This is a genomic window from Streptomyces sp. NPDC043427, from assembly GCF_056436655.1.
This window is the reverse complement of record NZ_JBWKCC010000024.1, coordinates 1-24,014: the sequence shown is the minus strand read 5'-3', so window position 1 is coordinate 24,014 and position 24,014 is coordinate 1. Positions and strand designations below refer to the sequence as shown.

Annotated in this window: 22 protein-coding genes and 1 pseudogene; 11 read left to right on the top strand and 12 right to left on the bottom strand. The window is 71.0% G+C overall.

Annotation, left to right across the window (positions count from 1 at the left end; all coding sequences use genetic code 11):
- Window positions 1-99: 99 nt before the first annotated feature.
- From araD to AC067M_RS31015, 5 genes are all read right to left on the bottom strand, one after another.
- The gene (gene araD, locus AC067M_RS31035) at window positions 100-1,839 is read right to left on the bottom strand and encodes an L-arabinonate dehydratase (protein ID WP_478700353.1); all 1,740 of its coding nucleotides are present in this window, start codon (window positions 1,837-1,839) and stop codon (window positions 100-102) included.
- A complete protein-coding gene (locus AC067M_RS31030; protein ID WP_478700352.1) occupies window positions 1,836-2,747 on the bottom strand; it encodes a dihydrodipicolinate synthase family protein in 912 nt (303 codons plus the stop codon). The genes araD and AC067M_RS31030 overlap by 4 nt, the downstream gene beginning before the upstream one ends.
- Window positions 2,744-3,409, bottom strand: a complete 666-nt coding sequence (locus AC067M_RS31025) for a GntR family transcriptional regulator (RefSeq protein ID WP_478700351.1) — start codon at window positions 3,407-3,409, stop codon at window positions 2,744-2,746. Before AC067M_RS31025 ends, AC067M_RS31030 begins: the two co-directional genes overlap by 4 nt.
- Before the next feature lie 133 nt (window positions 3,410-3,542).
- Entirely contained in the window at window positions 3,543-4,301 is a 759-nt protein-coding gene (locus AC067M_RS31020; RefSeq protein WP_478700350.1) for an MBL fold metallo-hydrolase, read from the bottom strand.
- Between the two features lie 69 nt (window positions 4,302-4,370).
- On the bottom strand, window positions 4,371-4,967 hold the full coding sequence (locus AC067M_RS31015) for a TIGR03086 family metal-binding protein (RefSeq protein ID WP_478700349.1): 597 nt from the start codon (window positions 4,965-4,967) through the stop codon (window positions 4,371-4,373).
- A 194-nt stretch (window positions 4,968-5,161) separates the two neighbouring features.
- On the opposite strand from AC067M_RS31015, the gene AC067M_RS31010 reads away from it, so the two are divergent.
- Window positions 5,162-6,082 (top strand): ribosome-inactivating family protein, encoded by a 921-nt coding sequence (locus AC067M_RS31010; protein WP_478700348.1) that lies wholly within the window; start codon window positions 5,162-5,164, stop codon window positions 6,080-6,082.
- A gap of 66 nt (window positions 6,083-6,148) precedes the next feature.
- Window positions 6,149-7,372, top strand: coding sequence for an MFS transporter (locus AC067M_RS31005; protein ID WP_478700347.1), 1,224 nt, complete (start codon window positions 6,149-6,151; stop codon window positions 7,370-7,372).
- On the opposite strand, the gene AC067M_RS31000 is transcribed toward AC067M_RS31005, so the two are convergent.
- Together AC067M_RS31000 and AC067M_RS30995 are read right to left on the bottom strand one after the other, a co-directional pair.
- Entirely contained in the window at window positions 7,309-8,475 is a 1,167-nt protein-coding gene (locus AC067M_RS31000) for a hypothetical protein (protein ID WP_478700346.1), read from the bottom strand. The two genes, AC067M_RS31005 and AC067M_RS31000, sit on opposite strands and share 64 nt — an antisense overlap.
- A 19-nt stretch (window positions 8,476-8,494) precedes the next feature.
- The gene (locus AC067M_RS30995) at window positions 8,495-9,436 is read right to left on the bottom strand and encodes a 5-dehydro-4-deoxyglucarate dehydratase (RefSeq protein ID WP_478700345.1); all 942 of its coding nucleotides are present in this window, start codon (window positions 9,434-9,436) and stop codon (window positions 8,495-8,497) included.
- Window positions 9,437-9,660: 224 nt separating this feature from the next.
- Between AC067M_RS30995 and AC067M_RS30990 the strand changes: the two genes are divergently transcribed.
- The 8 genes from AC067M_RS30990 (at window position 9,661) to AC067M_RS30955 (ending at window position 17,309) form a co-directional block, all read left to right on the top strand.
- The gene (locus tag AC067M_RS30990) at window positions 9,661-10,470 is read left to right on the top strand and encodes an NAD-dependent epimerase/dehydratase family protein (RefSeq protein WP_478700344.1); all 810 of its coding nucleotides are present in this window, start codon (window positions 9,661-9,663) and stop codon (window positions 10,468-10,470) included.
- A 313-nt stretch (window positions 10,471-10,783) separates the two neighbouring features.
- Window positions 10,784-11,554, top strand: coding sequence for a DeoR/GlpR family DNA-binding transcription regulator (locus AC067M_RS30985; protein WP_478700343.1), 771 nt, complete (start codon window positions 10,784-10,786; stop codon window positions 11,552-11,554).
- 77 nt (window positions 11,555-11,631) lie between these two features.
- A complete protein-coding gene (locus AC067M_RS30980) occupies window positions 11,632-13,005 on the top strand; it encodes an ABC transporter substrate-binding protein (protein ID WP_478700342.1) in 1,374 nt (457 codons plus the stop codon).
- Window positions 13,002-13,940: a carbohydrate ABC transporter permease gene (locus tag AC067M_RS30975; RefSeq protein ID WP_478700341.1), complete on the top strand. Its 939-nt coding sequence runs from the start codon at window positions 13,002-13,004 to the stop codon at window positions 13,938-13,940. Before AC067M_RS30980 ends, AC067M_RS30975 begins: the two co-directional genes overlap by 4 nt.
- On the top strand, window positions 13,937-14,761 hold the full coding sequence (locus AC067M_RS30970) for a carbohydrate ABC transporter permease (RefSeq protein ID WP_478700340.1): 825 nt from the start codon (window positions 13,937-13,939) through the stop codon (window positions 14,759-14,761). The genes AC067M_RS30975 and AC067M_RS30970 overlap by 4 nt, the downstream gene beginning before the upstream one ends.
- The gene (locus tag AC067M_RS30965) at window positions 14,758-15,747 is read left to right on the top strand and encodes a zinc-dependent alcohol dehydrogenase family protein (RefSeq protein ID WP_478700339.1); all 990 of its coding nucleotides are present in this window, start codon (window positions 14,758-14,760) and stop codon (window positions 15,745-15,747) included. Before AC067M_RS30970 ends, AC067M_RS30965 begins: the two co-directional genes overlap by 4 nt.
- Window positions 15,748-15,800: 53 nt before the next feature.
- Window positions 15,801-16,028 carry a hypothetical protein gene (locus AC067M_RS30960; RefSeq protein ID WP_478700338.1) on the top strand — a complete coding sequence of 76 codons (228 nt, stop codon included), beginning with the start codon at window positions 15,801-15,803 and terminating at the stop codon, window positions 16,026-16,028.
- Between the two features lie 63 nt (window positions 16,029-16,091).
- Window positions 16,092-17,309: a TerD family protein gene (locus AC067M_RS30955; RefSeq protein ID WP_478700470.1), complete on the top strand. Its 1,218-nt coding sequence runs from the start codon at window positions 16,092-16,094 to the stop codon at window positions 17,307-17,309.
- 155 nt (window positions 17,310-17,464) lie between these two features.
- Here the strand turns inward: AC067M_RS30955 and AC067M_RS30950 are convergent, their stop codons facing one another.
- Entirely contained in the window at window positions 17,465-18,031 is a 567-nt protein-coding gene (locus tag AC067M_RS30950; protein WP_478700337.1) for a TetR/AcrR family transcriptional regulator, read from the bottom strand.
- Between the two features lie 47 nt (window positions 18,032-18,078).
- Here AC067M_RS30950 and AC067M_RS30945 point away from each other — a divergent pair, with 47 nt between their 5' ends.
- On the top strand, window positions 18,079-18,540 hold the full coding sequence (locus AC067M_RS30945) for a nuclear transport factor 2 family protein (RefSeq protein WP_478700336.1): 462 nt from the start codon (window positions 18,079-18,081) through the stop codon (window positions 18,538-18,540).
- Between the two features lie 14 nt (window positions 18,541-18,554).
- Here AC067M_RS30945 and AC067M_RS30940 read toward each other — a convergent pair whose 3' ends face one another.
- From AC067M_RS30940 to AC067M_RS30925, 4 genes and pseudogenes are all read right to left on the bottom strand, one after another.
- Complete coding sequence (locus tag AC067M_RS30940; RefSeq protein ID WP_478700335.1) at window positions 18,555-19,571, bottom strand: 1-aminocyclopropane-1-carboxylate deaminase; 1,017 nt, start codon at window positions 19,569-19,571, stop codon at window positions 18,555-18,557.
- An 18-nt stretch (window positions 19,572-19,589) separates the two neighbouring features.
- Window positions 19,590-20,237 carry a GntR family transcriptional regulator gene (locus AC067M_RS30935; RefSeq protein WP_478700334.1) on the bottom strand — a complete coding sequence of 216 codons (648 nt, stop codon included), beginning with the start codon at window positions 20,235-20,237 and terminating at the stop codon, window positions 19,590-19,592.
- Between the two features lie 83 nt (window positions 20,238-20,320).
- Complete coding sequence (locus AC067M_RS30930; RefSeq protein ID WP_478700333.1) at window positions 20,321-21,904, bottom strand: TROVE domain-containing protein; 1,584 nt, start codon at window positions 21,902-21,904, stop codon at window positions 20,321-20,323.
- Between the two features lie 352 nt (window positions 21,905-22,256).
- Window positions 22,257-23,701, bottom strand: a pseudogene (locus AC067M_RS30925) (alkaline phosphatase PhoX).
- Between the last annotated feature and the right edge of the window lie 313 nt (window positions 23,702-24,014).

Here is a 24,014-nt window from a genome sequence, read left to right as displayed (position 1 = left end):
TTCTCCGTTCTCGTACGTCGTGCGTGCGTGGTGCGTGAGCGTGCGGGTGAAGCGCTTTCTCTCCGGGCAGACGGGTGCGCGGTCGTACCGCTGGGGGGGTCAGCCGGCGTAGGGGTCCTGCACCTTGCCGGGGCGGGCCAGGAACTCGAAGTCGCAGCCCGTGTCGGCCTGGGTGATCTGGTCGTTGTAGAGCGCGCCGTAACCTCGCTCGTACCGGGTGGGCGGCGGCGTCCACTCCGCACGCCGCCGCTCCAACTCCTCGTCGTCCACGTCGAGATGGAGCGTGCGTGCCTCGACGTCCAGGGTGATCGAGTCACCCGTGCGCACGAGCGCCAGCGGTCCGCCGACGTACGACTCCGGCGCCACGTGCAGCACGCACGCGCCGTAACTCGTACCGCTCATCCGGGCGTCGGAGATCCGCACCATGTCCCGCACTCCCTGCCTGAGCAGGTGGTCGGGGATGGGCAGCATGCCGTACTCGGGCATGCCCGGGCCGCCCTTGGGTCCGGCGTTGCGCAGCACCAGCACGCTGTCGGCGGTGATGCCCAGTTCCGGATCGTTGATGGTCCGCTGCATCGTCTTGTAGTCATCGAAGACGACCGCGGGACCGGTGTGCTTGAGCAGGTGCCGCTCGGCGGCGATGTGCTTGATGACGGCGCCGTCGGGGCAGAGGTTGCCGCGCAGTACGGCGACCCCGCCCTCGCTCGCGACCGGGTTCTCGCGCGGGCGGATGACGTCGTCGTTGTGGACCTGCGCGCCGGCGATCTGCTCGCGCAGGGTGTCGTGCGAGACGGTGGGCCGGTCCAGGTGGAGCAGGTCCGGGATCCGGGAGAGGAAACCGGGCAGGCCGCCCGCGAAGTGGAAGTCCTCCATGAGGTACGTCTGGCCGCCCGGGCGGACGTTGGCCAGGACGGGGACCGTGCGGGCGATGCGGTCGAAGTCGTCCAGGGTGAGCTTCACCCCGGCGCGGCCGGCCATGGCGATCAGGTGGATCACGGCGTTGGTGGAGCCGCCGAGGCCGAGGACGGTCGTGACGGCGTCCTCAAAGGCGTCGCGGGTGAGGATCTCGGAGAGGACGCGCCCCTTGTGGACTTGTTCAACGATCCTCATGCCGGCTGCGGCGGCCATCCGATCGTGCCCCGAGTCCACGGCCGGAATGCTCGACGCGCCCGGAACCGTCACGCCCAGCGCCTCCGCCGCCGCCGTCAGCGTGGACGCCGTCCCCATCGTCATGCAGTGGCCCGGCGAGCGGGCGAGGCCGTTCTCCAGCTCGGCCATCTCGCAGTCCCCGATGAGGCCGGCCCGCTTGTCGTCCCAGTACTTCCACATGTCGGTGCCGGAGCCCAGGACCTCGTTGCGCCAGTGGCCGGGCAGCATCGGCCCGGCGGGCACGAACACGGTCGGCAGGTCGACGCTCGCGGCCCCCATGAGCAGCGCGGGCGTGGTCTTGTCGCAGCCGCCCATCAGTACGGCGCCGTCCACCGGATAGGAGCGCAGCAGTTCCTCGGTCTCCATCGCGAGCATGTTGCGGTAGAGCATCGGGGTCGGCTTCTGGAAGGTCTCGCTGAGGGTGGAGACCGGGAACTCCAGCGGGAAACCACCTGCCTGCCACACGCCCCGTTTGACCGCTTGCGCCCGGTCACGGAGGTGCACATGACAGGGGTTGATGTCCGACCAGGTGTTGAGGATCGCGATGACGGGCTTGCCCAGGTGCTCCCCGGGCAGGTAGCCGAGCTGGCGGGTGCGGGCGCGGTGACTGAAGGAACGCAGGCCCTCGGTGCCGTACCACTGGTGACTGCGCAGCTCTTCCGGGCGCTTCTTGTTCACCGGCTCGTTCATACGGACCACCCGGCGGCGATGGCGGCGACCTCCGCGCGCTCGTCCTCGGGCAGCGGCCTGCTCGGGGGGCGTACGTCCCGGCGGCACAGTCCGAGGGAGGCGAGGGCCTCCTTGACGACGGTGACGTTGTCGGCGGAGCCGTTGGCCGCGCGCAGCTCCTCGAAGCGGCGGATCTGCTCCCAGACCTTCATCGCGGCCGGGTAGTCGCCGGATCGAAGCGCTTCGATCATGTTCAGCGAAACGGCCGGGTTGACGTTCACGAGCCCCGAGGTGAAGCCGGTGGCTCCGGCGGAGAAGTACGAGGGGGCGTACGGCTCGGCGAGACCGGCGACCCAGACGAAGCGTTCCAGGTCCGCGTCCCGGGCGAAGGCGGCGAAGCGGGCCGCGTCCGGGACGGCGTACTTGACGCCGATCACGTTCGGGCAGACGTCGGCGAGTTCGGCGAGCCGGACACCGGCCAGCTGCGCGTTGCGGATGTACGGGACCACGCCCAGCTCGGGCACGGCCTCGGCGATCGCGCGGTGGTAGTCGACCCAGCCGCTCTGCGAGACGTACGGGTGGACGGGCTGGTGGACCATCACCATCGCCGCCCCCAGTTCGCGGGCGTGGCGGGCGGAGGCGATGGCGGTGGGAATGTCGTGCCCGACCCCCACGAGGATCGTTGAACGATCCCCCGCCTCATCGATCGTCATCTCCGTGACGAGGCGGCGCTCCTCGGGGGTGAGGGCGTAGAACTCGCCGGTGTTGCCGTTGGGGGTGAGCGTGGTGATCCCGCCGTCGAGCAGTCGGCGCAGCAGGGCCCGGTGGGTCTCCTGGTCGACGGAGCCGTCCTCGGCGAACGGGGTCACCGGGATCGCCACCACGTCGGCCAGGGCCGCCCGCTGGGTCTCGAACGCCACGCTGCTCATGCCTGACCTTCCTCTGCCTGGGCCTCTCCGACCTCGGGGAACGCGCGCCGGACGAAGGACGCGATGTGGGCGTGCAGGGCGCGGGCCGCGCCGTCCGCGTCGCCGTCCAGGGCGAGCCGCAGGATGTCGCGGTGCTCGGCGGCCTCCCGCTCCCAGGAGGGGTCGGCGGCCCAGGCGACGGCGGAGACCAGGGCGGCCTGGTCGCGGACCTCGTCGAGCATCCGGCCGAGCAGCGGGTTGCCGCACGGCACGTACAGGGCGCGGTGGAACTCCCGGTTGGCCAGGGAGCGTTCGGCGGTGTCCGTGGCGTCGTCGGCCCGGGTCAGCGCGTCCCGCGCGGCGTCCAGGGAGGCTCCGCGCCGCACCGACCGGCGCAGCGCCTCCGGCTCCAGCAGCAGCCGCACGTCGTAGACCTCGCGCGCCATGTCCGCGTCCACCATGCGCACCGTGACGCCCTTGTACTGGTTCATCACGACCAGCCCGGTGCCGGCCAGGGTCTTCAGAGCCTCGCGCACCGGGGTCTTGGACACCCCGAACTGTGCGGCGAGCTCCGTCTCGACCAGGGCCTGTCCCGGGGTCAACTGCCCGGTCAGGATGCGGTGTTTGATCCCTTCCAGCACGTACTGCGTGCGGGACGGGATCGGCGTGGGCACAGAGGTCATGCGCGCCTCTCGGATCTCACGTATCGGATCTCACATATCGCGTCTCATATATGACGTACGAAGTACGACGCGTTGAAACTAGGAGGGCGTCCGTGTTTCGTCAATGCTTCTGACAAAGGAAGTTGGCGTTGCGTCAGACCGCTCTGGTCTCGCCCACGCGGGCGGTGGCGGTCGGCCCGCCGAACACCGAGGCCGCCCGGACGGTCGCCGACTCGGGGGTGAGGGTGGGGCCGACGTGGGTGATGAGCAGCTGCCCCACGCCCGCCTCCCGTGCCGTTCCGCCGGCGTCCTCGGGGGTCAGGTGGACCTGTTCGCCTTCGCGATGCCGATCGATGTCGGCCTCGCACAGGAACAGGTCGGCGTCACGGGCGAGCCCGGTCAGGGCGGCGCAGGGGCCGCTGTCCCCGGAGTACGCGAGCGTCCTGCCCTCGTACGCGGCCCGCAGGCCGTACGCCTCGACGTCGTGCTCGACGGCACGCGAGGTGAGCAGCAGCCCGCCGTACCGGACGGTGTGGCCGTCGTCCAGGGGGCGGAAGTCGAACGTGTCCGCCAGAAAACCCGCGTCGGGGCGACCGAAGAAGCCGGCCAACCGCTGAGCGCACGCGCGCGGGGCGTGGACGGGAAGGGGCGCGGGCGGAGTGAGGCCTCCGTATGCGAGGCCGTAGAACGCGGAGAGCAGATCGGAGTCGTGGTCCGCGTGCAGGTGTGAGATCCAGATCGCGCTCAGCCGCGCCGGATCCGTGTGCCGCTGCAACTCGGCGAAGCTGCCGGGCCCCGCGTCCACCCACACCTCGGCGCCACCGCCACGCAGGAGATACCCGGAGCAGGGCCGGTCGGGCTGCGGGTGGGGGGAGGCGGTGCCGAGGACGGTGAGGGTGAGGTCGGAAGACATGCGCGGAGCGTACGGTCGTCCCGGGCGCCGCGCCTCTCGATTACGTCCCCGGCGCCACATCTCCCGTTCTCACGGCGTGGTCGTCCGGCCCGGATCGCGTCCGCTCAGCCCTACCGCCCGGTCCAGCAGGGGCGCGTCGGCCGGTACGGGGACGACGGGGCCGAAGATCTCGCCGCGGGAGGGGTCGTCGGCGGACGCGAGGAGAAAGGCGTACGACGCCTCCAGCGCGGCCGGGTCCGGCTCGTACGGCTGGCCGGTGGCCCGGGCCAGGTCCCAGGCATGGATGACCAGCTCGTCGACCGCCACGGCACCGGCGACCGCGCCCGGCAGGTCGATGCCGCCCGCGCGGGTCATACCGGTCCAGGCGGAGGGGTCACGCCATGCGTCGGCCAGTTCGTCGAGGACCTTGGGCAGCTCCTCGCGCCAGCCGGGGCCGATGTCGGGCACGGCGGCGGTGGGGCTGGTGTCGGTCGTGACGCCCAGGTCCTTGCGCCCGGCGTCCCGGAAGGCGACGGCCAGCCCGAGCAGATGCCCGAGCATGTTGCGCACGGCGGTGCCCGGGCACGGGGTGGCGTCCGTCAGCTGCTCATCCCGCACGCCCGCCGCGAGACGGGCCACGATCCGGGTCTGCGGTCCGAGGTCGAGGGTGGTGATCTCTGCATCCATGTCAATGCAGACTTCCGCGAACCGCAGGACTCATCGGTGGCCGGCGAGATCACCGAAGAGGAGTTCCGCTGTACAGCTGTGCTCTGGAAGGCACGGTTCCGTGCGCTGACGGACCGCCTCCGATCGGGTCGGCTGCCCAGCGTCACCGGAGCAGGCTCTTCCGCCTGGCATCAACCACTCACGATCGGACGTACATGCGTACCTTCAGAGACCTCGGCCGGACCTTACGCCAGGCGATACTCGCCCTCGTCCTGGCGCTGTCCGTCGGCGCCGGAGTCCTCTCCCCGGCCCAGCCGGCGGCGGCGACGACCGGCGAGGGCCAGGTCAGCCACGTCTGGCTGGACCTGGGATCCTCTCCCGGCCCGAACCTCAGGATCGCGTACTCCTCGTTCCTCGCGAGCCTGCGCGCCGCGGTCGGATTCTCGGCCCAGGGTGTGGAGGTCACACAGCACACCACCCAGAACGAGGGCGTCGTCAGGGTCTCGCTGAGCGCCGACGACGACGGTGGAAGGCGTCGAGGGGTGGACCTCTGGATCAACCCCGCCAATCTTTACGTGATCGGGTTCTCCCCCCAGGCGACGCCCGGCGTCTCCTACTTCTTCAACGACGTCCACGTCAACGCGGCCATCCCCACAGCGCGGCAGCTCCTGCCCTTCGGCGGCAACTACAACTCGATCGTGGCCAGGGCCGGCCGCAACCGGTCGGAGATGCCGGTCGCCTTCTGGAGCGTCCGGCAGGCCGTCCTGGACCTGGCCAACCAGACGTCGGCCAACGCCCACCCGCAGACGACCGCTCGCGCCCTCATGCTGCTCATCCAGTTCACGTCCGAGGCCGCCCGCTTCAACGACCTCGAAGGTGTCTTCCGGGACGCCATGTACTCCTGGGACAGCTCGCGCACCGGCATCCCCGAGTGGCTGCAGCACATGGAGAACAACTGGGGCACGCTCTCCAACTTCTTCTGGAACATCCTCGGCATCGGCCCCAACCACAACCCCGCGCCCCTCAACATCAGTGGCCGTGAGATCAACGACGCCGACGACGTGCGCCGTTATCTGCGGACCGTGCTGCCGGCGGTGGTGGGAGGGCCTTACAACCCCGGTCACGACGAGCTGTAGGCCCGCAGCCGAGTAGGGCATCCGCCCGATCCGCACGCCCCCTCCTCAGCCCCACGATGACCGGGTATGACGACGACTTGGACGGTGTCGCGCGTGCTGCGCGACCGCGATGCGGCGCTGTATCTCGCCGCGGTGGTGGTCTCCGGCCTCGGTACGTCGGCCCTGTGGCTGGCGTCCGGTGTGTGGATGAAGGACCTCACGGGGTCGGACGGACTGGCCGCGCTGTGCACGTTCGCCCTGTGGGTGCCGTCCCTGGCGGGACCGCCCCTGGGCACGCTCGCCGACCGCGCCCGCCGCAAACCCCTGCTCATCACGGTCAACCTGCTTCTGGCGGCTCTGCTCCTGACGCTGCTCACCGTCGACTCCGCGGCGGGCCTGTGGCTGCTGTTCACGGTGCTGCTGGTGTACGGCACGGCGTCCGTCGTCCACGACGCGGCCGAGTCGGCGCTGGTCGCCGCGGCCGTCGGCCCGGAGTTGCTCGGCGCCTTCAACGGGCTGCGGACGACGGCCGTCGAGGGCATGAAGCTGGTCGCCCCGCTGGCGGGCGCGGGCCTCTACGCGGTGTACGGCGGCCCGGGCGTCGCCCTCCTGGACGCGGTGACCTTCGCGGGCGCGGCCCTGCTGTACACCTGTGTCCGGGTCCGCGAGAGCGGCCCGGTGCCGCCCACGAGCGACTGGCGGGAGCAGACCGCCGAGGGCGCCCGGCACCTGTGGCGGGACGCCCGGCTGCGGCACCTGGTCCTGGCCGGCGGTACGACGATGCTGTTCGCGGGCGTCAACGGAGCGCTTGTCTACGCGGTCGTCGAGGGCCTCGGCCACTCCCCCGCGTTCGCCGGTGTGCTGTACGCCGTCCAGGGAGCCGGATCGGTCGCGGTCGGGCTGGCCTCGGGTGTCGCCCTGCGCCGCCTGGGCGAGCGCCGGTTCGCGGTGGGCGGGATGGCCCTCACCGGTGTCGCGGTTGCCCTGCGGGCGGTGCCGTCGGACGCGGTGGCCCTGATGTGCGGCGCGGCGATCGGCGTGGGGCTGCCCTGTGTGCTGATCGCCGCGCTCACCGCCGTACAGTCCGGGGCGCCACAGCGGATGCTGGGCCGTGTCGTCGCCACGGCCAACACTCTGATGTTCGCTCCGAACGCGGTCGGTCTCGCCGCGGGGGCGCTGCTGGTGGAACTGGTCGACCACCGGCTGCTGTTGGTGGTGCTGGGCCTGGCGCAGCTGGCGGTGCTGGCTCAGAGTCCGCTGAGCCCCTTGCGTACGGCTTCCAGGTCCGCGTCCGACGCCAACCCGGCGTGATAAAGCCGCAGTTCCGTGGCCCCGAGGTCACGGGCCCGCGCCGCGTCCGCCGCCAGGGTGCCCGGGCTGCCGCCCATGCCGGAGACGACGCCGAGGTTGGCGGCGAGGACCGCGCCCGCGCGGCCCTGTTCGGCGAATGGCGTGAGCAGGCCCGGGCCGCCCGCGCAGGGCACGACCACACCGTCCGCGATGGACAGGATGTGTGCCGGGTCGACGCCGGGGTTGGCGCCGACGTGGTACGTGACGGGGTCCGCGTGCAGCAGCACCTGGAAGCCTTCGGGCGCGGCCGCACGGACCGCGGCAACCGCCGCCTCCTGGAGCGTGCGGGCGGTTTCGTCGCGCCACGCGCGCGTGGCCGCCGCCGTCGCCTCGCCGAGCAGCTTCTCCACGCCCGCCCAGCCTCCCCCATCGTCGGGCGCGCCCTGCCAGAGCGGCTCCAGCGCGGTGCGTACGGCGGCGGCCAGTTCGTCGGCGTCGAGGCCCTGGGCGTCGTACCCCTCCCGGCACGTGGAGCAGAAGCACAGCGCCATCAGGTACTGCCCGGCGTCCCCGAGGCCGACTCCGGCGGTCTTGTCGTGGGCATGCAGGTGCTGAAGGCCGTACCAGCCCAGGGACTCCAGCTCGGTGCCGCCCGCGCCGGGCCGTACGGCGGCCTCGGCGGCCAGGTCGACGAGGTACGCGCGCGTGGCGGGCTGCGCGATGCACGGGGCCCACGGGTAGCGGTCGCCGTAGGCGTTGACGACCGAGGTGCCCGGGTGTTCGGCGCCCAGGCGGGAGTTGTGCGCGAGGACCACCCAGGTGTGCACGTCCAGCCCGGCGTCGGCGAGCGCGGTGGCGGCCTCGCCGTACGCGTCGCCGGGGGCCCAGTCACCGGCCGGGTAGGGGCGCAGGGGGCGGCCCTCCCAGCGGTCGTCCGTCGGGTAGAGGACGGCGGCGTGCTCGGCGGTGACGATGCGGTGGCGCGGGTGGCGGGGGGTGAGCGCGCGGGTGGAGTGATAGGCGGCGGCGAGCGTCACCTGCTGTACGCCGAGTCCCGCGATGCGGGTCGGGGCTTCGGGGTCGCCGTTGACGTCCCAGGGGTAGACGAATGTCGACGCCTTCACGTGTCCTCCTGCGGCAGCTTCACTTGTTGTCGTCCAGCAGCGCGTACCCACGCTCGATCACCTGCGCGAGCTGCTTCACATGATCCTCGCTCGGCTCGTGCAGCGGGGGCCGTACCTCCCCCACGTCGAGGCCGCGCAGCCGTACGCCGGCCTTGACGAGGGCGACGGCGTAGCCGCGGCCCTGGGCGCGCAGTTCGACGAACGGCCGGTAGAAGCCGTCGAGCAGCCGGTGGGCGGTGGTGTCGTCGCCGGAGCCGAGGGCGGCGTAGAAGGCGCGGGCGATCTCCGGGGCGAAGCAGAACACGGCGGAGGAGTAGAGCGTGATGCCGAGGGCGCGGTAGGCGAGCTGGGTCTGTTCGGCGGTCGGCAGACCGTTGAAGTAGAGGAAGTCGCCGGGGACCTCGGAGCGGACCGCGCTGACGATGCGCTGCATGAGGTCCAGGTCGCCGAGCCCGTCCTTGAGTCCGATGATCCCCTCGGTGCGCGCGAGTGCGACGACGGTCTCGGGGGTGAACACGGCGTTGTCGCGCTGGTAGACGATGACGGGCAGGTCGGTCGCCGACGCCACCTCGCGATAGTGGCGCAGCAGGCCCTCCTGCCCGGCGATCACGAGGTACGGCGGCATGGCGAGCAGCCCGTCCGCCCCGGCCGCCTGCGCCAGCCGCGCGTACCGCACCGCGAGCGCGGTCCCGTAGCCCGCGCCCGCGACGACCGGCACCCGCCCGTCGGCCTCCTCCACGGCCGCTCGCACGCACGTCTCGAACTCCTCGGGCGTGAGCGCGTGGAACTCCCCGGTGCCGCAGCACGCGAAGACGGCGGCGGCACCGGCCTCCACCCCGAGGCGGATGTGCGCGCGGTAGGTGTCGAGGTCGACGGAGCCGTCGGGGCCGTAGGCGGTGACAGGGAAGAACAGCGGGCCGCTGGGGACACGCAGGCGTGCGGCGAGCGGGGCTGGCGTCACGGGCTCTCCCTAGAACAGGCGCTCACTCTTATGATCCTTGTTTACATTTCTGAACACATCCACCCTAAGGAGCCGCGCGAGGGACGGTCAAGCGCGCATGCCTCGCATCGGCGGCGAAGGTCCAGTTCCGCGCATACTTGACGCAGCGTGGCCGCACTCCATAGCGTGTCCACGAATGTGAATCCTGTACATGAATGCGGCTGTCGACGCAAGGAGACCCGAGGATGCCAGCTCCCCGCACCGTTCTGCTCACCGGCGCCGCCGGCGGGCTCGGCACCCTAATGCGGGGCCTGCTCCCGGACTACGGCTACGAGCTGCGCCTGCTCGACGTGCGGCCCATCGAGGGCGAGCCGGACGCGATCGCCCTGGACCTGGTCGACAAGGACGCCCTGCGCGAGGCCGTGCGGGGCGTCGACGCGATCATCCACCTCGCCGGCATCTCCCTGGAAGCCCCCTTCGAGAAGATCATGCGCTCGAACATCGAGGGCACCTACAACCTGTACGAGGCGGCCCGCGAGGAGGGCGTCGAGCGGATCGTCTTCGCCTCCTCCAATCACGCCGTCGGCTTCACCCCGCGCCCCCAGGGCGACGACCCCCTCATCCCGATCGACACCCCCCGCCGCCCGGACACCTTCTACGGCCTGTCCAAGTCCTTCGGCGAGGACCTCGCGCAGCTCTACTGGGACAAGTTCGGCCTGGAGACGGTGTCGGTGCGCATCGGCTCCTGTTTCGCGGAGCCGACCAGTGTGCGGATGCTCTCCGTCTGGATGAGCCCGGCCGACGGCGCGCGCCTGCTGCACGCGGCCCTGACCGCGGAGAACGTCGGCCACACCGTCGTCTACGGCTCCTCCGCCAACACGCGGCTGTGGTGGGACCTGACCACCGCGCGGGCGCTCGGTTACGAGCCGCAGGACGACTCCGAGCCGTACGCGGAGAAGCTGATCGCCGAGCAGGGCGACCTCGACCCGGAGAACATCGCGCACGCCTGCCTGGGCGGCCACTTCGTGAGCGACCCGCCGATCTGGCCGTACTAGGGCGTGTTGCGAACGTCCCGTCATCCGCCCGAAGGGGCAGGCGGGACGTTCGAAACACCCCTCAGAAGGGCCGAAACTCGGCGGGCGGGCACCGAACGGGCACGCCCGCCGCCGCATTCGGGCACCGGCACCGCCCGATCCCACGCCGCCCGCCACGACCGCGCAGGTCCGAGCCGGTCACTCCGCTCGCGAAACGGGCCGATACGGGCAGCATCGGGCCTGCAACAAGCCTGGTCACCACCGCGCCTCAGCTGTAGAACTTCCCCCATGGCCCTCACCGGGCCCGAACGGGCAGGAAGCGAGGTGTGTACGGATGACCTCCAGAACGGCGGAGGAGCGCCAGCGGGAGATCGTGCGGGTCGCGCGCGCCACCGGCTCGGTCGACGTCACCGCCCTCGCGGCCGATCTGGGCGTCGCCAAGGAGACCGTACGACGCGATCTGCGCGCCCTGGAGGACCACGGACTGGTGCGCCGCACGCACGGCGGCGCCTACCCCGTGGAGAGCGCCGGTTTCGAGACGACCCTCGCCTTCCGCGCCACCAGTCACGTCCCCGAGAAGCGCCGGATCGCGGCCGCCGCGGCCGAGCTGCTCGGTGACGCCGAGACGGTCTTCGTCGACGAGGGCTTCACCCCTCAGCTCATCGCCGAGGCACTGCCCCGGGACCGGCCGCTGACCGTGGTCACCGCGTCGCTGCCGGTCGCGGGGGTGCTCGCCGAGGCGGACAACATCTCCGTCCTGCTCCTCGGCGGCCGGGTACGCCCCGGCACGCTCGCCACCGTCGACCACTGGACGACGAAGATGCTCGCCGGCTTCGTCGTCGACCTCGCCTACATCGGCGCCAACGGCATCACCCGCGAACACGGCCTCACCACCCCCGACCCGGCCGTCAGCGAGGTCAAGACCCAGGCCGTCCGGGCCGCGCGGCGCACGGTCTTCGCGGGCGTGCACACCAAGTTCGGCGCGGTCAGCTTCTGCCGGTTCGCCGAGGTCGGCGTGCTGGAGGCGATCGTGACGAGCACCCTCCTCCCGGCCTCGGAGGCCCACCGCTACGCGCTGCTGGGGCCACAGGTCCTCCGGGTCTGACCTTCGAACCGACGTGTTCCGCAGGGGTTCCGCACCGAGCAGTGCCCCTTATATCCCTCTATGTCCAGGAGCGATCCATGCGCACCCAGAGCCGACGACGGCCGCCGCGAGCCACGCTCGCCGCGGCCGCCGCAGGGACGCTGCTCGCCCCGCTGCTGTCCGGCTGCTGGGTCGGTGCCGGCGGGGCGGGGTCGGGTGGCGACTCCCTCAACGTCCTGATGGTCAACAACCCGCAGATGGTGGAGCTGCAGAAGCTCACCGCCGCCCACTTCACCAAGGAGACCGGCATCAAGGTGAGCTTCACCGTCCTGCCGGAGAACGACGTCCGCGACAAGATCAGCCAGGACTTCGCCAACCAGGCCGGCCAGTACGACGTCGCCACCCTCTCCAACTACGAGATCCCGATCTACGCCCGCAACGGCTGGCTGCACGAGATGAACACGTACGTGGCGAAGGACGCGGCATACGACGAACAGGACGTCCTCAAGCCGATGCGCCAGTCCCTGACCGGCGACGACGGCAAGCTCTACGGCCAGCCCTTCTACGGCGAGTCGTCGTTCCTGATGTACCGCAAGGACGTCTTCGCGAAGAAGGGCCTGACGATGCCCGCCCACCCCACCTGGGACCAGGTCGCCGACCTTGCGGCGAAGGCGGACGGGGCCGAACCCGGCATGAAGGGCGTCTGTCTGCGCGGACTGCCGGGCTGGGGCGAGGTCATGGCACCGCTCACCACCGTCGTGAACACCTTCGGCGGCACCTGGTTCGACAAGGACTGGAAGGCGCGACTGGACTCACCGGAGTTCGAGAAGGCGACGAAATTCTACGTCGACCTCGTCCGCGCGCACGGCGAGTCCGGAGCCGCTCAGTCCGGCTTCGCCGAGTGCCTCAACAACATGACCCAGGGCAAGGTCGCCATGTGGTACGACGCCACCTCGGCGGCGGGCTCGCTGGAGGCGTCCGACTCCCCCGTCAAGGGCAAGATCGGCTACGCCCCCGCCCCCGTCGAGAAGACCGACTCCTCCGGCTGGCTCTACACCTGGGCCTGGGGCATCCAGCAGGCGTCCCGCAACCCCGGCAACGCCTGGAAGTTCGTCTCCTGGGCGTCCGGCAAGCAGTACGAGCAGCTGGTCGGCGACAAGATCGGCTGGTCGAACGTCCCCGCCGGCAAGCGTGCGTCGACGTACACCAACCCCGCCTACGTCAAAGAGGCCGCCGCTTTCCAGGAGATGACCAAGGAGGCCATCGAGGGCGCCCGCCCGGGCGACCCCGGAGTGCAGCCGCGCCCCGCGCCCGGCATCCAGTTCGTCGGCATCCCCGAGTTCACCGACCTCGGCACCAAGGTCTCCCAGGAGATCAGCGCGGCCATCGCCGGACGCCAGTCCGTCGAGTCGGCCCTGAAGAAGTCCCAGCAGCTCGCCGAGCAGATCTCCGAGGAGTACGAGGGACGATGACCGCCACGACGACAGCCCCACCGGCCGCCCTGCCCCTCCGCGCCCCGACGCAGCCCTCCGCGCGGCTGCGCGCCTGGGCCACCCGGGCCCCCCTGCTCCCCGCCCTGATCTTCATGATCGTGGTCACCCAACTCCCGTTCGTGGCCACGCTGGTGATCTCCTTCTTCGACTGGAACGCCCTCTACCCCAAGGCCCGCCACTTCACCGGCCTCGACAACTACCGCCAGGTGCTGACCGACGCGGACCTGCGCCACTCGGTGTGGACGACGGTCCTGCTGACGGTGACGGTGGTCCTGGCGAGCCTGGTCCTGGGACTGCTGCTCGCCCTGCTCCTCGACCGCAGGTTCGCGGGCCGGGGCTTGGTGCGCACCCTCCTCATCGCCCCCTTCCTGGTGGTCCCGGTGGCGGCGGCGCTGCTGTGGAAACACGTCCTGTACAACCCCGAATACGGCCTGCTCAACGGCCTGTTGCACTACGTGGGCGGCCCACAGCCGGACTGGATCTCCCACACCCCGCTGCTCGCGGTCGAGGCGTCCCTCGTCTGGCAATGGACCCCGTTCATGATGCTGATCCTGCTGGCCGGCCTCCAGAGCCGCGACCAGCAACAGATGGAGGCGGCGAGGGTCGACGGCGCCAACGACTGGCAGATCTTCCGCCATCTGACGCTCCCGCACCTGCGCCGCTACCTGGAGCTGGGCGCCCTGCTCGGCTCGATCTACATCGTCCAGAACTTCGACGCGGTGTTCACCCTCACGTCGGGCGGCCTGGGCACGGCGAACCTCCCCTACACCGTCTACCAGAGCTTCTACCAGGCCCACGAGAACGGCCTCGCCTCGGCCGCGGGCGTCCTGGTGGTCATCGGCTCGATCGTCATCGCGACCTTCGCCCTGCGCGTGGTGTCGTCCCTGTTCCGCGAGGAGGTGTCACGCGCATGAGCGTCATACGCCGAAACAGCATGGGCCTGCTCGCCTGGCTGCTGGGGATCCTGTTCTTCCTCCCCATCGCCTGGATGGCCCTGACGTCCTTCCACTCGGAGGCGGACGCGGCGACCAACCCGCCGTCCTTCACCGCCGCCCTGACCCTGGACGGCTACCGCGAGTTCTTCGGCACGGGCGGTGGGGCCAGCCCCTGGCCGGCCCTGATCAACTCGACCGTGGCGTCGGTGGCGTCGACACTGCTGGTCCTGCTCCTCGCGCTCCCGGCGGCGTACGCGCTGTCGATCCGCAGGGTGCGCAAATGGACGGACGTCCTGTTCTTCTTCCTGTCGACGAAGATGCTGCCGGCGGTAGCGGGCCTGCTGCCGATCTACCTCTTCGCCAAGAACGCGGGGATGCTCGACAACATCTGGCTGCTGGTCGTCCTCTACACGTCCATGAACCTGCCGATCGCGGTGTGGATGATGCAGTCGTTCCTGGCCGAGGTCCCGGTGGAAGTGATCGAGGCGGCGCGGGTGGACGGGGCACGCCTGCCGACGGTCCTCGCGCGCGTGGTCGCCCCGATCGCGCTGCCGGGCATCGCGGCGACGGCCCTCATCTGCTTCATCTTCAGCTGGAACGAACTCCTCTTCGCGCGGGTGCTGACCGGCGTGGTCGCCGAGACGGCCCCTGTCTTCCTGACCGGCTTCATCACCAGCCAGGGCCTGTTCCTGGCGAAGGTGTGCGCCGCGTCGCTCGTCATCTCCCTGCCGGTGCTCGCCGCGGGGTTCGCCGCCCAGGACAAGCTGGTCCAGGGCCTGTCGTTGGGAGCCGTGAAATGAAGGCCGCCGTCATCGAGTCCGTGGGCCGCGCCGTCGTCACCGAGGTCCCCGACCCGACGCCGGGCCCCCGCGAGGTCGTCGTCGAGGTCGCCGCGTGCGGCCTGTGCGGCACCGACCTGCACATCCTCCAGGGCGAGTTCGCGCCCAAACTGCCGATCGTGCCCGGGCACGAGTTCGCCGGCGAGGTGGTCGGGGTGGGCACGCAGGTCACGGAGGTCTCGGTCGGCGACCGGGTCGCGGTGGACCCCTCCCTGTACTGCTACGAGTGCCGCTACTGCCGCACCGGCCACAACAACCTCTGCGAACGCTGGGCCGCGATCGGCGTGACGACGGCCGGCGGCGCGGCGCGGTACGCGCTGGCACCGGTGGCGAACTGCGTACGGCTCCCCGAGCACGTCCGCACACAGGACGCGGCACTGGTGGAGCCGCTGTCGTGCGCGGTGCGCGGCTACGACGTCCTTCAGTCCCGACTCGGCGCCCACGTCCTGATCTACGGATCCGGAACCATGGGCCTGATGATGCTGGAACTGGCGAAACGGACGGGTGCGGCGAGCGTCGACGTCGTCGACGTCAACCCGGCCCGCCTGGAGACCGCCCGCCGACTCGGCGTCTCGGCCTCCGCCGCGAGCCCGGACGAACTGAACCGCCCGCAGGGCTGGGACGTGGTCGTCGACGCGACGGGAAACGCGGCGGCGATCCAGGACGGCCTGGACCGGGTGGCCAAGGCCGGCACGTTCCTGCAGTTCGGCGTCGCCGACTACGCGACCCGGGTGACGATCGACCCGTACCGCATCTACAACCAGGAGCTCACGATCACCGGCTCGATGGCGGTCCTGCACAGCTTCGAACGAGCGGCGGAACTCTTCGCGAACGGAGTCCTCGACCCCGAGATCTTCATCAGCGACAGGATCCCACTGGACCGCTACCCCGAGGCGCTGGACCAGTTCGCGGCGGGGGTGGGCCGCAAGATCGTGGTGGTGCCGTAGGACGCGAAAAAACCCGTGGGGGCCGTCCGCCGACCGGCTTTAACATCGCCCTCATGCCCCGCCCCCACGGTTTCCGTTACGAGCAACGCGGCCCCGACACCGTCCACATCACCCACCACAACCGCCCCGCCACGACCCTGCACGGCCCCCGGGCCGCCCAGTTCCTCGCCGAGGTCGAAGCCGGCGGGGCGGACCCCCAGCTCGTCATGGCCCGCTGGACCGGAAACTACAAGCGGGGCAACGAGCGCACGGCCCGCGACCACCCCCGAAACCGCCGCTGACCCGATCGGCCGCTGGTAAGGGAACGGTAAAGCGGCCTGGCTCGTTCACCCGGCATGACAGCTATGACCCCCGGCTCGAACATCCCTCTCTCCGCCCCGCGCGTGACGGTGGACGTCGCCGCTCCGGTGCGGCTCGACGTATCGGGCCTGCTGCTCACCGCCGACGGCAAAGTGCGCTCCGACGACGACTTCATCTTCTACAACCAGCCCGCCGGCCCGGGCGTGACGTACCGCTCGGGCGGCGGCACCGCGCCGGACGCGATCACCGTCGACACGACCGCCCTCCCCCCGGGCATCGAGAAGATCGTGGTCACCGCCAGCCCGGACGCCCCCGGCCAGAGCTTCCAGGGCATCGAACCGACCGCCACCCTCCGCAACGGCGACGACAACAGTGTCCTGGCCACCTTCACGCCCCCGCAGCTCGGCACCGAGACCGCACTGGTCGTCATGGAGATCTACCTCCGGGGCGGCGCCTGGAAGGCCCGTGCGGTCGGCCAGGGCTACGCCAACGGCCTGGCCGGCATCGCCACCGACTTCGGCGTCTCGGTCGAGGAGCCGGCCCCCGCCCCGGTCGCCCCGCCGCAGCCGGTCACCCCGCCCCAGCCCACCATGCAGCCGCCGGTGACCCCGCCGGCCCCGCCCCTGTCCACGCCCGCGGCTCCCCCGGCGCCCAGCGCCCCGCCCGCCCCGGCCCCCGGCACCGGGAAGATCAACCTCGACAAGGGCCGCGTCAGCCTCCAGAAGAACCAGACCGTCTCCCTCGTCAAGGGCGGCCGCCCGCTGCTCTCGCAGGTCAAGATGGGCCTCGGCTGGGAACCGGCGTACCGGGGCAAGGACATCGACCTGGACGCCTCGGTCATCGCCTACGGCCCGCAGCGCAACCACATCGACAGCTGCTACTTCGGCAAGCTGTCCATCGTCAACGGCGCGATCAAGCACTCCGGCGACAACCTCACCGGCGAGGGCGGCGGTGACGACGAGGTCATCGTCGTCGACCTGGGCCGCATCCCGCAGGAAGTCTCCGGCCTGGTCTTCACCGTGAACTCCTTCTCCGGCCAGAAGTTCACCGAGGTCGCCAAGGCCTACTGCCGCCTCCTCGACGCCGCGACCGGCGAGGAACTGGTCCGCTTCGACCTGACCAACGCCGAGCCGCAGACGGGCGTGATGATGGCGAAACTGATCCGCCAGTACTCCGGCGAGTGGGAGATGACGGCGATGGGCGACTTCGTGAAGGCCCGCACGGTACGCAACATGGTGAAACCGGCGGCCCAAGCCCTGTAGTCAGCCTGGCTGCGGGCAGTCGTGCCGCTGGGGCGAGGAGGGTCCCTCCCGCTCGAGCGAAGCCGGGAGTGGGGGAGGGCGGGCGCAGCGGCACCCTGCCGGCGCGGGTGAGCGCGCCCACCCCGCCCCAGCCGCGGCACCGGTCGACTGACCGACTACGGCCGCAACCCCTCCGTGAGCAGCGACAGATACCGGCGAATGTACTTCCCCTCCCCATTCGCCAACTCCGACGCCGTAGCGACACCGTGTGCAAGCCGCAGCACGTCCACCGGCTCCACATCCCTCCGCAGCGTCCCCTCCCGCTGCGCCGCCTCCACCAGCGCGGCCGACGCCTGCTTCAACACAGTGCCGCACTCCGTGACCGCCACCGGTCCGGTGTCCGTGACGGCCGACCCCATCAGCGCCTTCAGGCCCCTCACCTGGATCGTCGTCACGCAGACCTCGTTCAGCCACGCCACCAGCGCCTCGCCGGGCGGTAGTTCCTCGGCGAGTTCACCGGCCCGTGCCGCGAGTTCCTCGATCCGGCCGACGTAGGCGGCCTCCAACAGCGCGTGCCGGTTGGGGAAATGCCGGTAGAGCGTGCCGGAACCGACTCCCGCGCGCTTGGCGATGTCGTCGAGCGAGGCGTTCTCCCCGTGCTCGGCGAACGCCTCCGCCGCCGCCCTCAGCAACCGCTCGTAGTTGCGCCGGGCGTCCGCACGCATGGGCCTCACCTGCGCCATCCAGATACTCCTTGCGAGCCGGGGACACCCTCCGTATGGTACCGAGCATGAACCGGAGACAGTCCCCGCTTGACACCGTGGACCGGCCCCGCAGCCTCCCCGAGGCCGGCCAAGGCCCCCGCGACCTCCTGGACCGCTACCGGCGCGCACTGCTCGCCTCCTCGGCCGACGACCTGGCCGACCTCTACGCACCCGATGCCGTGCACGAGGTGCCGTTCCCGTTTCCCGGGCTGCCCGAGCGGTGCGACGGGCGCGAAGAGGTGCGTGCCGTGTACCGGGCCGCCTGGGGAGCCAGTCCGGCGCGGCCCGAACGCGTCATCGAAGTGGCCGTCCACGACACCACCGACCCCGAGGTGATCGTCGTGGAGCAGATCGTCACCGGGACCCTCGCCACCACCGGCGCTCCGTTCCGCGTACCGGGCCTGCTGGTGATGCGGGTGCGTGACGGCACGCTCGTGCATGTACGCGACTACATGGACGGCATGGCGGCGGTCCGCGACGCGAATTAGCGCCTCGGCAGGCACTAGAACAGCGCGCTGTAGGCGTTCAGTGCGGGCTGGCCACCCAGGTGGGCGTAGAGAACGGTGGAGTCCGGCCCGATCTCCCCCCGCGCGACCAGGTCGACCATTGCGGCCATCGACTTCCCCTCGTACACGGGGTCGGTGACCATGCCCTCGGTCCGCGCGGCGAGCCGCATCGCCTCCAGCGTGGTCTCGTCGGGGACCCCGTAGACGCCCGCGTGGTACCGCTCGTCCAGCTCGACGTCCGCCTCGGTCAGCTCCCGCTCGACGCCGATGAGCTGTCCCGTGCGGTGGGCGATCCGGGCGATCTGCGTACGGGTGGCAGCGGGCTTCGCGGAGGCGTCGACACCGATCACGCGCCGCGGCCGCGCACCCGCCTCCTCCAGAGCGGCGAACCCGGCGACCATGCCCGCCTGGGTGGAGCCGGTCACCGAACAGACCACAACCGTGTCGAAGTGGACCCCCAACTCCCGCTCCTGCTCGGCTACTTCATAAGCCCACCCGGCGAAGCCAAGACCGCCCAGCGGGTGATCGGAGGCGCCGGCCGGAATGGCGTACGGCTTTCCGCCCGCCTCCTCGACCTCCCGCAGCGCCTGCTCCCAGCTCTCCTTGAAGCCGATCCCGAACCCGGCCTTCACCAGCCGTACGTCGGCCCCGGCGAGCCGGCTGACGAGGATGTTGCCGACCTTGTCGTACACGGCGTCGGGCCAGTCCACCCAACTCTCCTGTACGAGAACACACTTGAGCCCCACCCGGGCGGCGACCGCGGCCACCTGGCGGGTGTGGTTGGACTGCACGCCACCGATCGACACGAGCGTGTCGCAGCCCTGAGCGAGGGCGTCGGCGACCAGGTACTCCAGCTTGCGGGTCTTGTTGCCGCCGTAGGCGATACCGGAGTTGCAGTCCTCACGTTTGGCCCACAGGGAGGCGCCACCGAGGTGGGCGGTCAGGCGCTCCAACGGATGCACGGGGGACGGGCCGAAGAGCAGCGGACAACGCTCGTACGAGGAAAGGGACATGGGGTGGTCCTCCCGGAGTCAGTCGCGGTCGGCGAGCTCTTCGAGGCCTCGCCAGATCTCGGCGGTGACGCGGACCGCCTCGTCCACGTCACGGTCCGCGCAGGCCTCGATGAGCCGCTCGTGCAGCCCGGCCGAACGGCAGTTGCCGCCCCCGCCGAAGCGACGCCGCTCCAGTCGGCGGATGAGGGGGGTGTAGCGGGCGACGGTCGCGGCGGCCGCGCGGTTGCCGCTCACCCGGACGAGGACGTCGTGCAGTTCGTCGTCGGCACGCAGCGCACCGTCCACGTCTTTGGCGCTGACCGCGGCCGCGAAGCGCTCGTTGGCCGCGCGCATGACGTCGATGTCGGCGTCCCGCAGCCGGGGCACGGCGACCCGGGCGACCAGCTCGTGCAGGGCACCGACCACGGCGGCCGCGTCCCGCACGTCCGAGGCCACGACCGGGGTGACCCGGGTGTAGCTCTGCGGCTTGCTCTCCAGGAGCCCCTCGTCGACGAGCCGCGCGAACGCCTCCCGCACCGGCGCCCGGGACAGCCCGAGCCGCTCCGCGAGTTCGGCGTCCCGCACCACCGCGCCGGGCTCGATCTCACCGGCGACGATGGCGTCCCGGATGGACGCGTAGGCGCGGTCCCTGAGCAGGGTGCGCGGCACGGGTCGTATGGCCTCCACGAACTGAAATGTTAGATATCAATACCCCGGGCACACAAGAGGGCCCGCACCGAAGTACGGGCCCTCAAGGCCACACGGGCAGGTCAGCCCGCCCACGGCCAGTCGGCGTCACGCGCCCTTTCCAGCAGCGGCACCATCCGGAAAGCCGCATCCGAGAGGCCGCCGAACGTGTGCCGGTTGCCCTTCCCGCTCGGACCGTGGCCCGCCCGGTACCCGGCGAGGTTCCAGGTGTAGACCGGCACGTGCGCGGGGATCTGCTCGGTCGGCTCGCCGTGCGCGTTGTACGTGTACTGCTCGTCGGTGATGATCAGCACCCGGTCGTGCTCCTTGTAGTGGCGCCGCACCGCGTCCGTGGTGTCCGTGCCGCCGAGGTCGCCGAAGCGCTCCAGGATCCTCAGCACGGACTCGCCCGCGCCGAAGTCGATCCTGTTGCTGCTCGTGCCGAACTCGACGAGATCCGCGTCCGCCGCCCGCAGCGCGAGCGCCGTGCCGAAGATCGCCGCCGCGTCGGCCCGGTTGAGCTCGGAGCGGTCGGACAGCCGCGAGTAGAACATCGACCCCGAACGGTCGACGAGCACCAGCGTCCGCCCGTTCAGCGCGGGCACGTTGGCCAGCGAGTGACCGAGCGCCTGCTCCAGCGCGTACGCCCAGCGCAGCGACGGAGCATGCCGGTACGCGGCGAGATACCGGAACGGGAACTGCCGTGAGCGCGCGACCTCCGCCGGGTCACTGATCCGAGCCGCCACCTGCGCGGCGACCTCGTCGCAGACCCCGGCCGCGTCGAAGTTCCGCAGGTTACGCACCAGCGCCATCGGCCCCATGGACGGAATCACGGCCTCCCAGGCCTCCTTGTCCATCGGCCCCTGCAGCCAGCCCGCCAGCGCCTCCCACGTCATCCCGGCCGCCGCGAGCCGCTCGGCACCGCCCTGCGAGGTGACGACCGCGCGCCGCTCCGCCACCGGCAGCGCCATGAGCTCGCGGTGCGCGGTGAGCAGGTGGTTCGACGCGGGCGGCACCGCCGTGTCCGGGTTGTGCCGGCGATCGAGGGCGTACTGGAACAGCTCGCCCTGCCACGGCTTGTCCGGGTCCGGCGCCGCGTGCACCAGGTTGAGGATGTCGCCGAAGCGGTAGCCCTTGGACGCGGTGTCGTACTTCAGCAGCGACTTGCCGCTGTAGAGACGCCGTACGGCGTCGGCGATGCCGCGCTTGACGGGCTTGGGGACGTTACGGCCGTACTGCGCCGTCCAGTAGGCGAGCAGCTCACCGGGCTCGTCGGGCCGCTGCAGCACCGAGGCCACGACCTGGCGGTTCGACGGACCGTCGCTCACGTCGGCGTCCAGGCGCGCCTTCACGTACTCGGCGGCCCCGACCACGGCAGCCGTACGGAGACCGCCCTCACCACGCAGCCAGCCGAGCAGGCCCGCCGTCCACTCCGCATCCGACACGGCAAGCTCGCGCACGAGCCGCTGGAACCGGTCGTCGCGATCCGCGCCGGCCTCGTAGAAGGTCTGCTGCGACACGAAATTCGAAACGGCGAGCAGAAAAAGCTCCGAGCGCGCGTCGCGCTCACGCCCCCGGCCACCCTCGTACGTACGGAGCACCCGGCCCGTCGAGGTGACACGCGAGACGGGCCGCGCCTTGACGGCCTTGGTGTTGAATCGCGCCATGGTGAATTCCCCCCGAATTCATTCGTGTTCCGGAGAGAGGCGCAGCAAAAGGAGGGTGCCCGAGATCAGAGGTCGGCGACGGACTTAGCCAGATGCTCTACCGATTGAGCTACACCGACCCGAAGTCGATGACGGGACTCGAACCCGCAACCGTCCGATCCAATGAAGTAACCGTTGCCTGCGCACCGGGCACCCACCATGAGCTGCGCCTCCCGAGATCAAGTCGGCGGCGGCGTTGGATTCTTTGGAAGAAGTAGCCGCTGCCATCGCACCGGGAGGTGCGTGACGTTGTGATCTCACTCTAGGAGGCGCAACTCGGCACAGGCGAGCGAATTAATTCCCGCTTCCGGGATTACCGCTTCTGCCGCTTCCAGGGGCCGGTGATGGCGAGCATGATGCCCGGCGTCTGGATGTTGGCGTACAGGGTCCGGCCGTCGGGCGAGAAGGTGACGCCGGTGAACTCGCTGAACTGGGGCTCCTCCTCGGTGCCGATGTTCAGGTCGTTGCGGGCGATCGGGTAGGTGCGGCCGCTGTCGGTGGCGCCGAAGAGGTGCTGGACGCCCTCGCCGTCCTCGGCGATGACGAGGCCGCCGTAGGGCGAGACGGTGATGTTGTCGGGGCCGTCGAAGGCGCCGTCCTTGGACGGGTCCGGGTTCACGCCCAGCAGCACCTTCAGGGTCAGGGTGCGACGCTTGGGGTCGTAGAACCAGACCTGGCCGTCGTGCTGGACGGGGCTCTCCTCACGGGCGTACGAGGAGACGATGTACGTGCCGCCGTCGCCCCACCACATGCCCTCCAGCTTGCGGGCTCGGGTGACCTGGCCGCTGGTGAACTGCTTGCGCACCGGCGTGGTCTTCGCGTCACGGTCGGGGACGTCCACCCAGTCGACGCCGTACACGGTGCCGACCTTCGTCGCACGCGAGAGGTCGTCGACGGACTTGCCGCCGGAGTCGAAGCACTTGAATGCCTGCAGGACACCGGCGTCGTCGGCGAGAGTGCGCAGCTTGCCCCGGCCGTGGCAGAAGCCCTCCGGCGGGGTCCAGCGGTACAGCAGCCCGTTCGGACCGGAGGCGTCCTCGGTGAGGTAGGCGTGCCCGCGCTTGGGGTCGATGACGACGGCCTCGTGGGCGTAGCGTCCCAGGGCCTTGATCGGCTTCGGCGCACGGTTGGCACGCCGGTCGGCGGGGTCGACCTCGAACACGTAGCCGTGGTCCTTGGTCATACCGTTGGAGCCGGCCTTGTCCTCGGTCTCCTCACAGGTGAGCCACGTGCCCCACGGGGTGCTGCCACCCGCGCAGTTGGTGGAGGTGCCGGCGATACCGACCCACTCCGCGACGTGCCCGCCGGGACGCACCTCGACGACCGTGCAGCCACCCGAAGCGGCAGGGTCGTAGACAAGACCCTCGGTGAGCGGCACGGGGTACTTCCAGCCGGCGCGCGGGCCCTTCAGCTCGTGGTTGTTGACCAGGAGGTCGCGCCGCGCGGGCCGGCGAAGGTGGCGGTGCCGTCGTGGTTGGACGGGGTGAACTCGCCGGACTCCAGCTTGGTCCTACCGCTGTAGGTGATGATCTCGTACGTGAAGCCCGCGGGCAGCGCGAGGATGCCGTCGGGGTCGGGGACCAGCGGGCCGTAGCCGACACCGCCGTGAGCGGCCGCGGACTCGTCGCCCGCGTTCTCGACGTCCGTGGACGCGAGGGCGTTCGGGGCGGTGGCGAGGGCGCCGACGCTGCCCGCCAGCGCGACACCGGCACCGGTGATCGCGGATTTTCTGGCGAAGTCCCTGCGGCTGAGCGACATGGTGTCTCCTGTGACGGTGGGGCCGTGGAGGGTGGCGGTCCTCGGGTCGGCGCAACCGTCCCGCCCAAGCCTGAACGGCAGTTGAACACAGAGCAACGCAAGCCGCTCAGCTTCCGTGAATCCGCCCCTACACCCTCCACCGCGCGGAGAGTCCCCCCGACCCAGGACACAGCACGCAGCCCCGCAGCCGCGCAGCCGCGCAGCCGCAAGACAACGGGAGCGGGGGGGGGGGGGGGGGGGGGGGGGGGGGGGGGGGGGGGGGGGGGGGGGGGGGGGGGGGGGGGGGGGGGGGGGGGGGGGGGGGGGGGGGGGG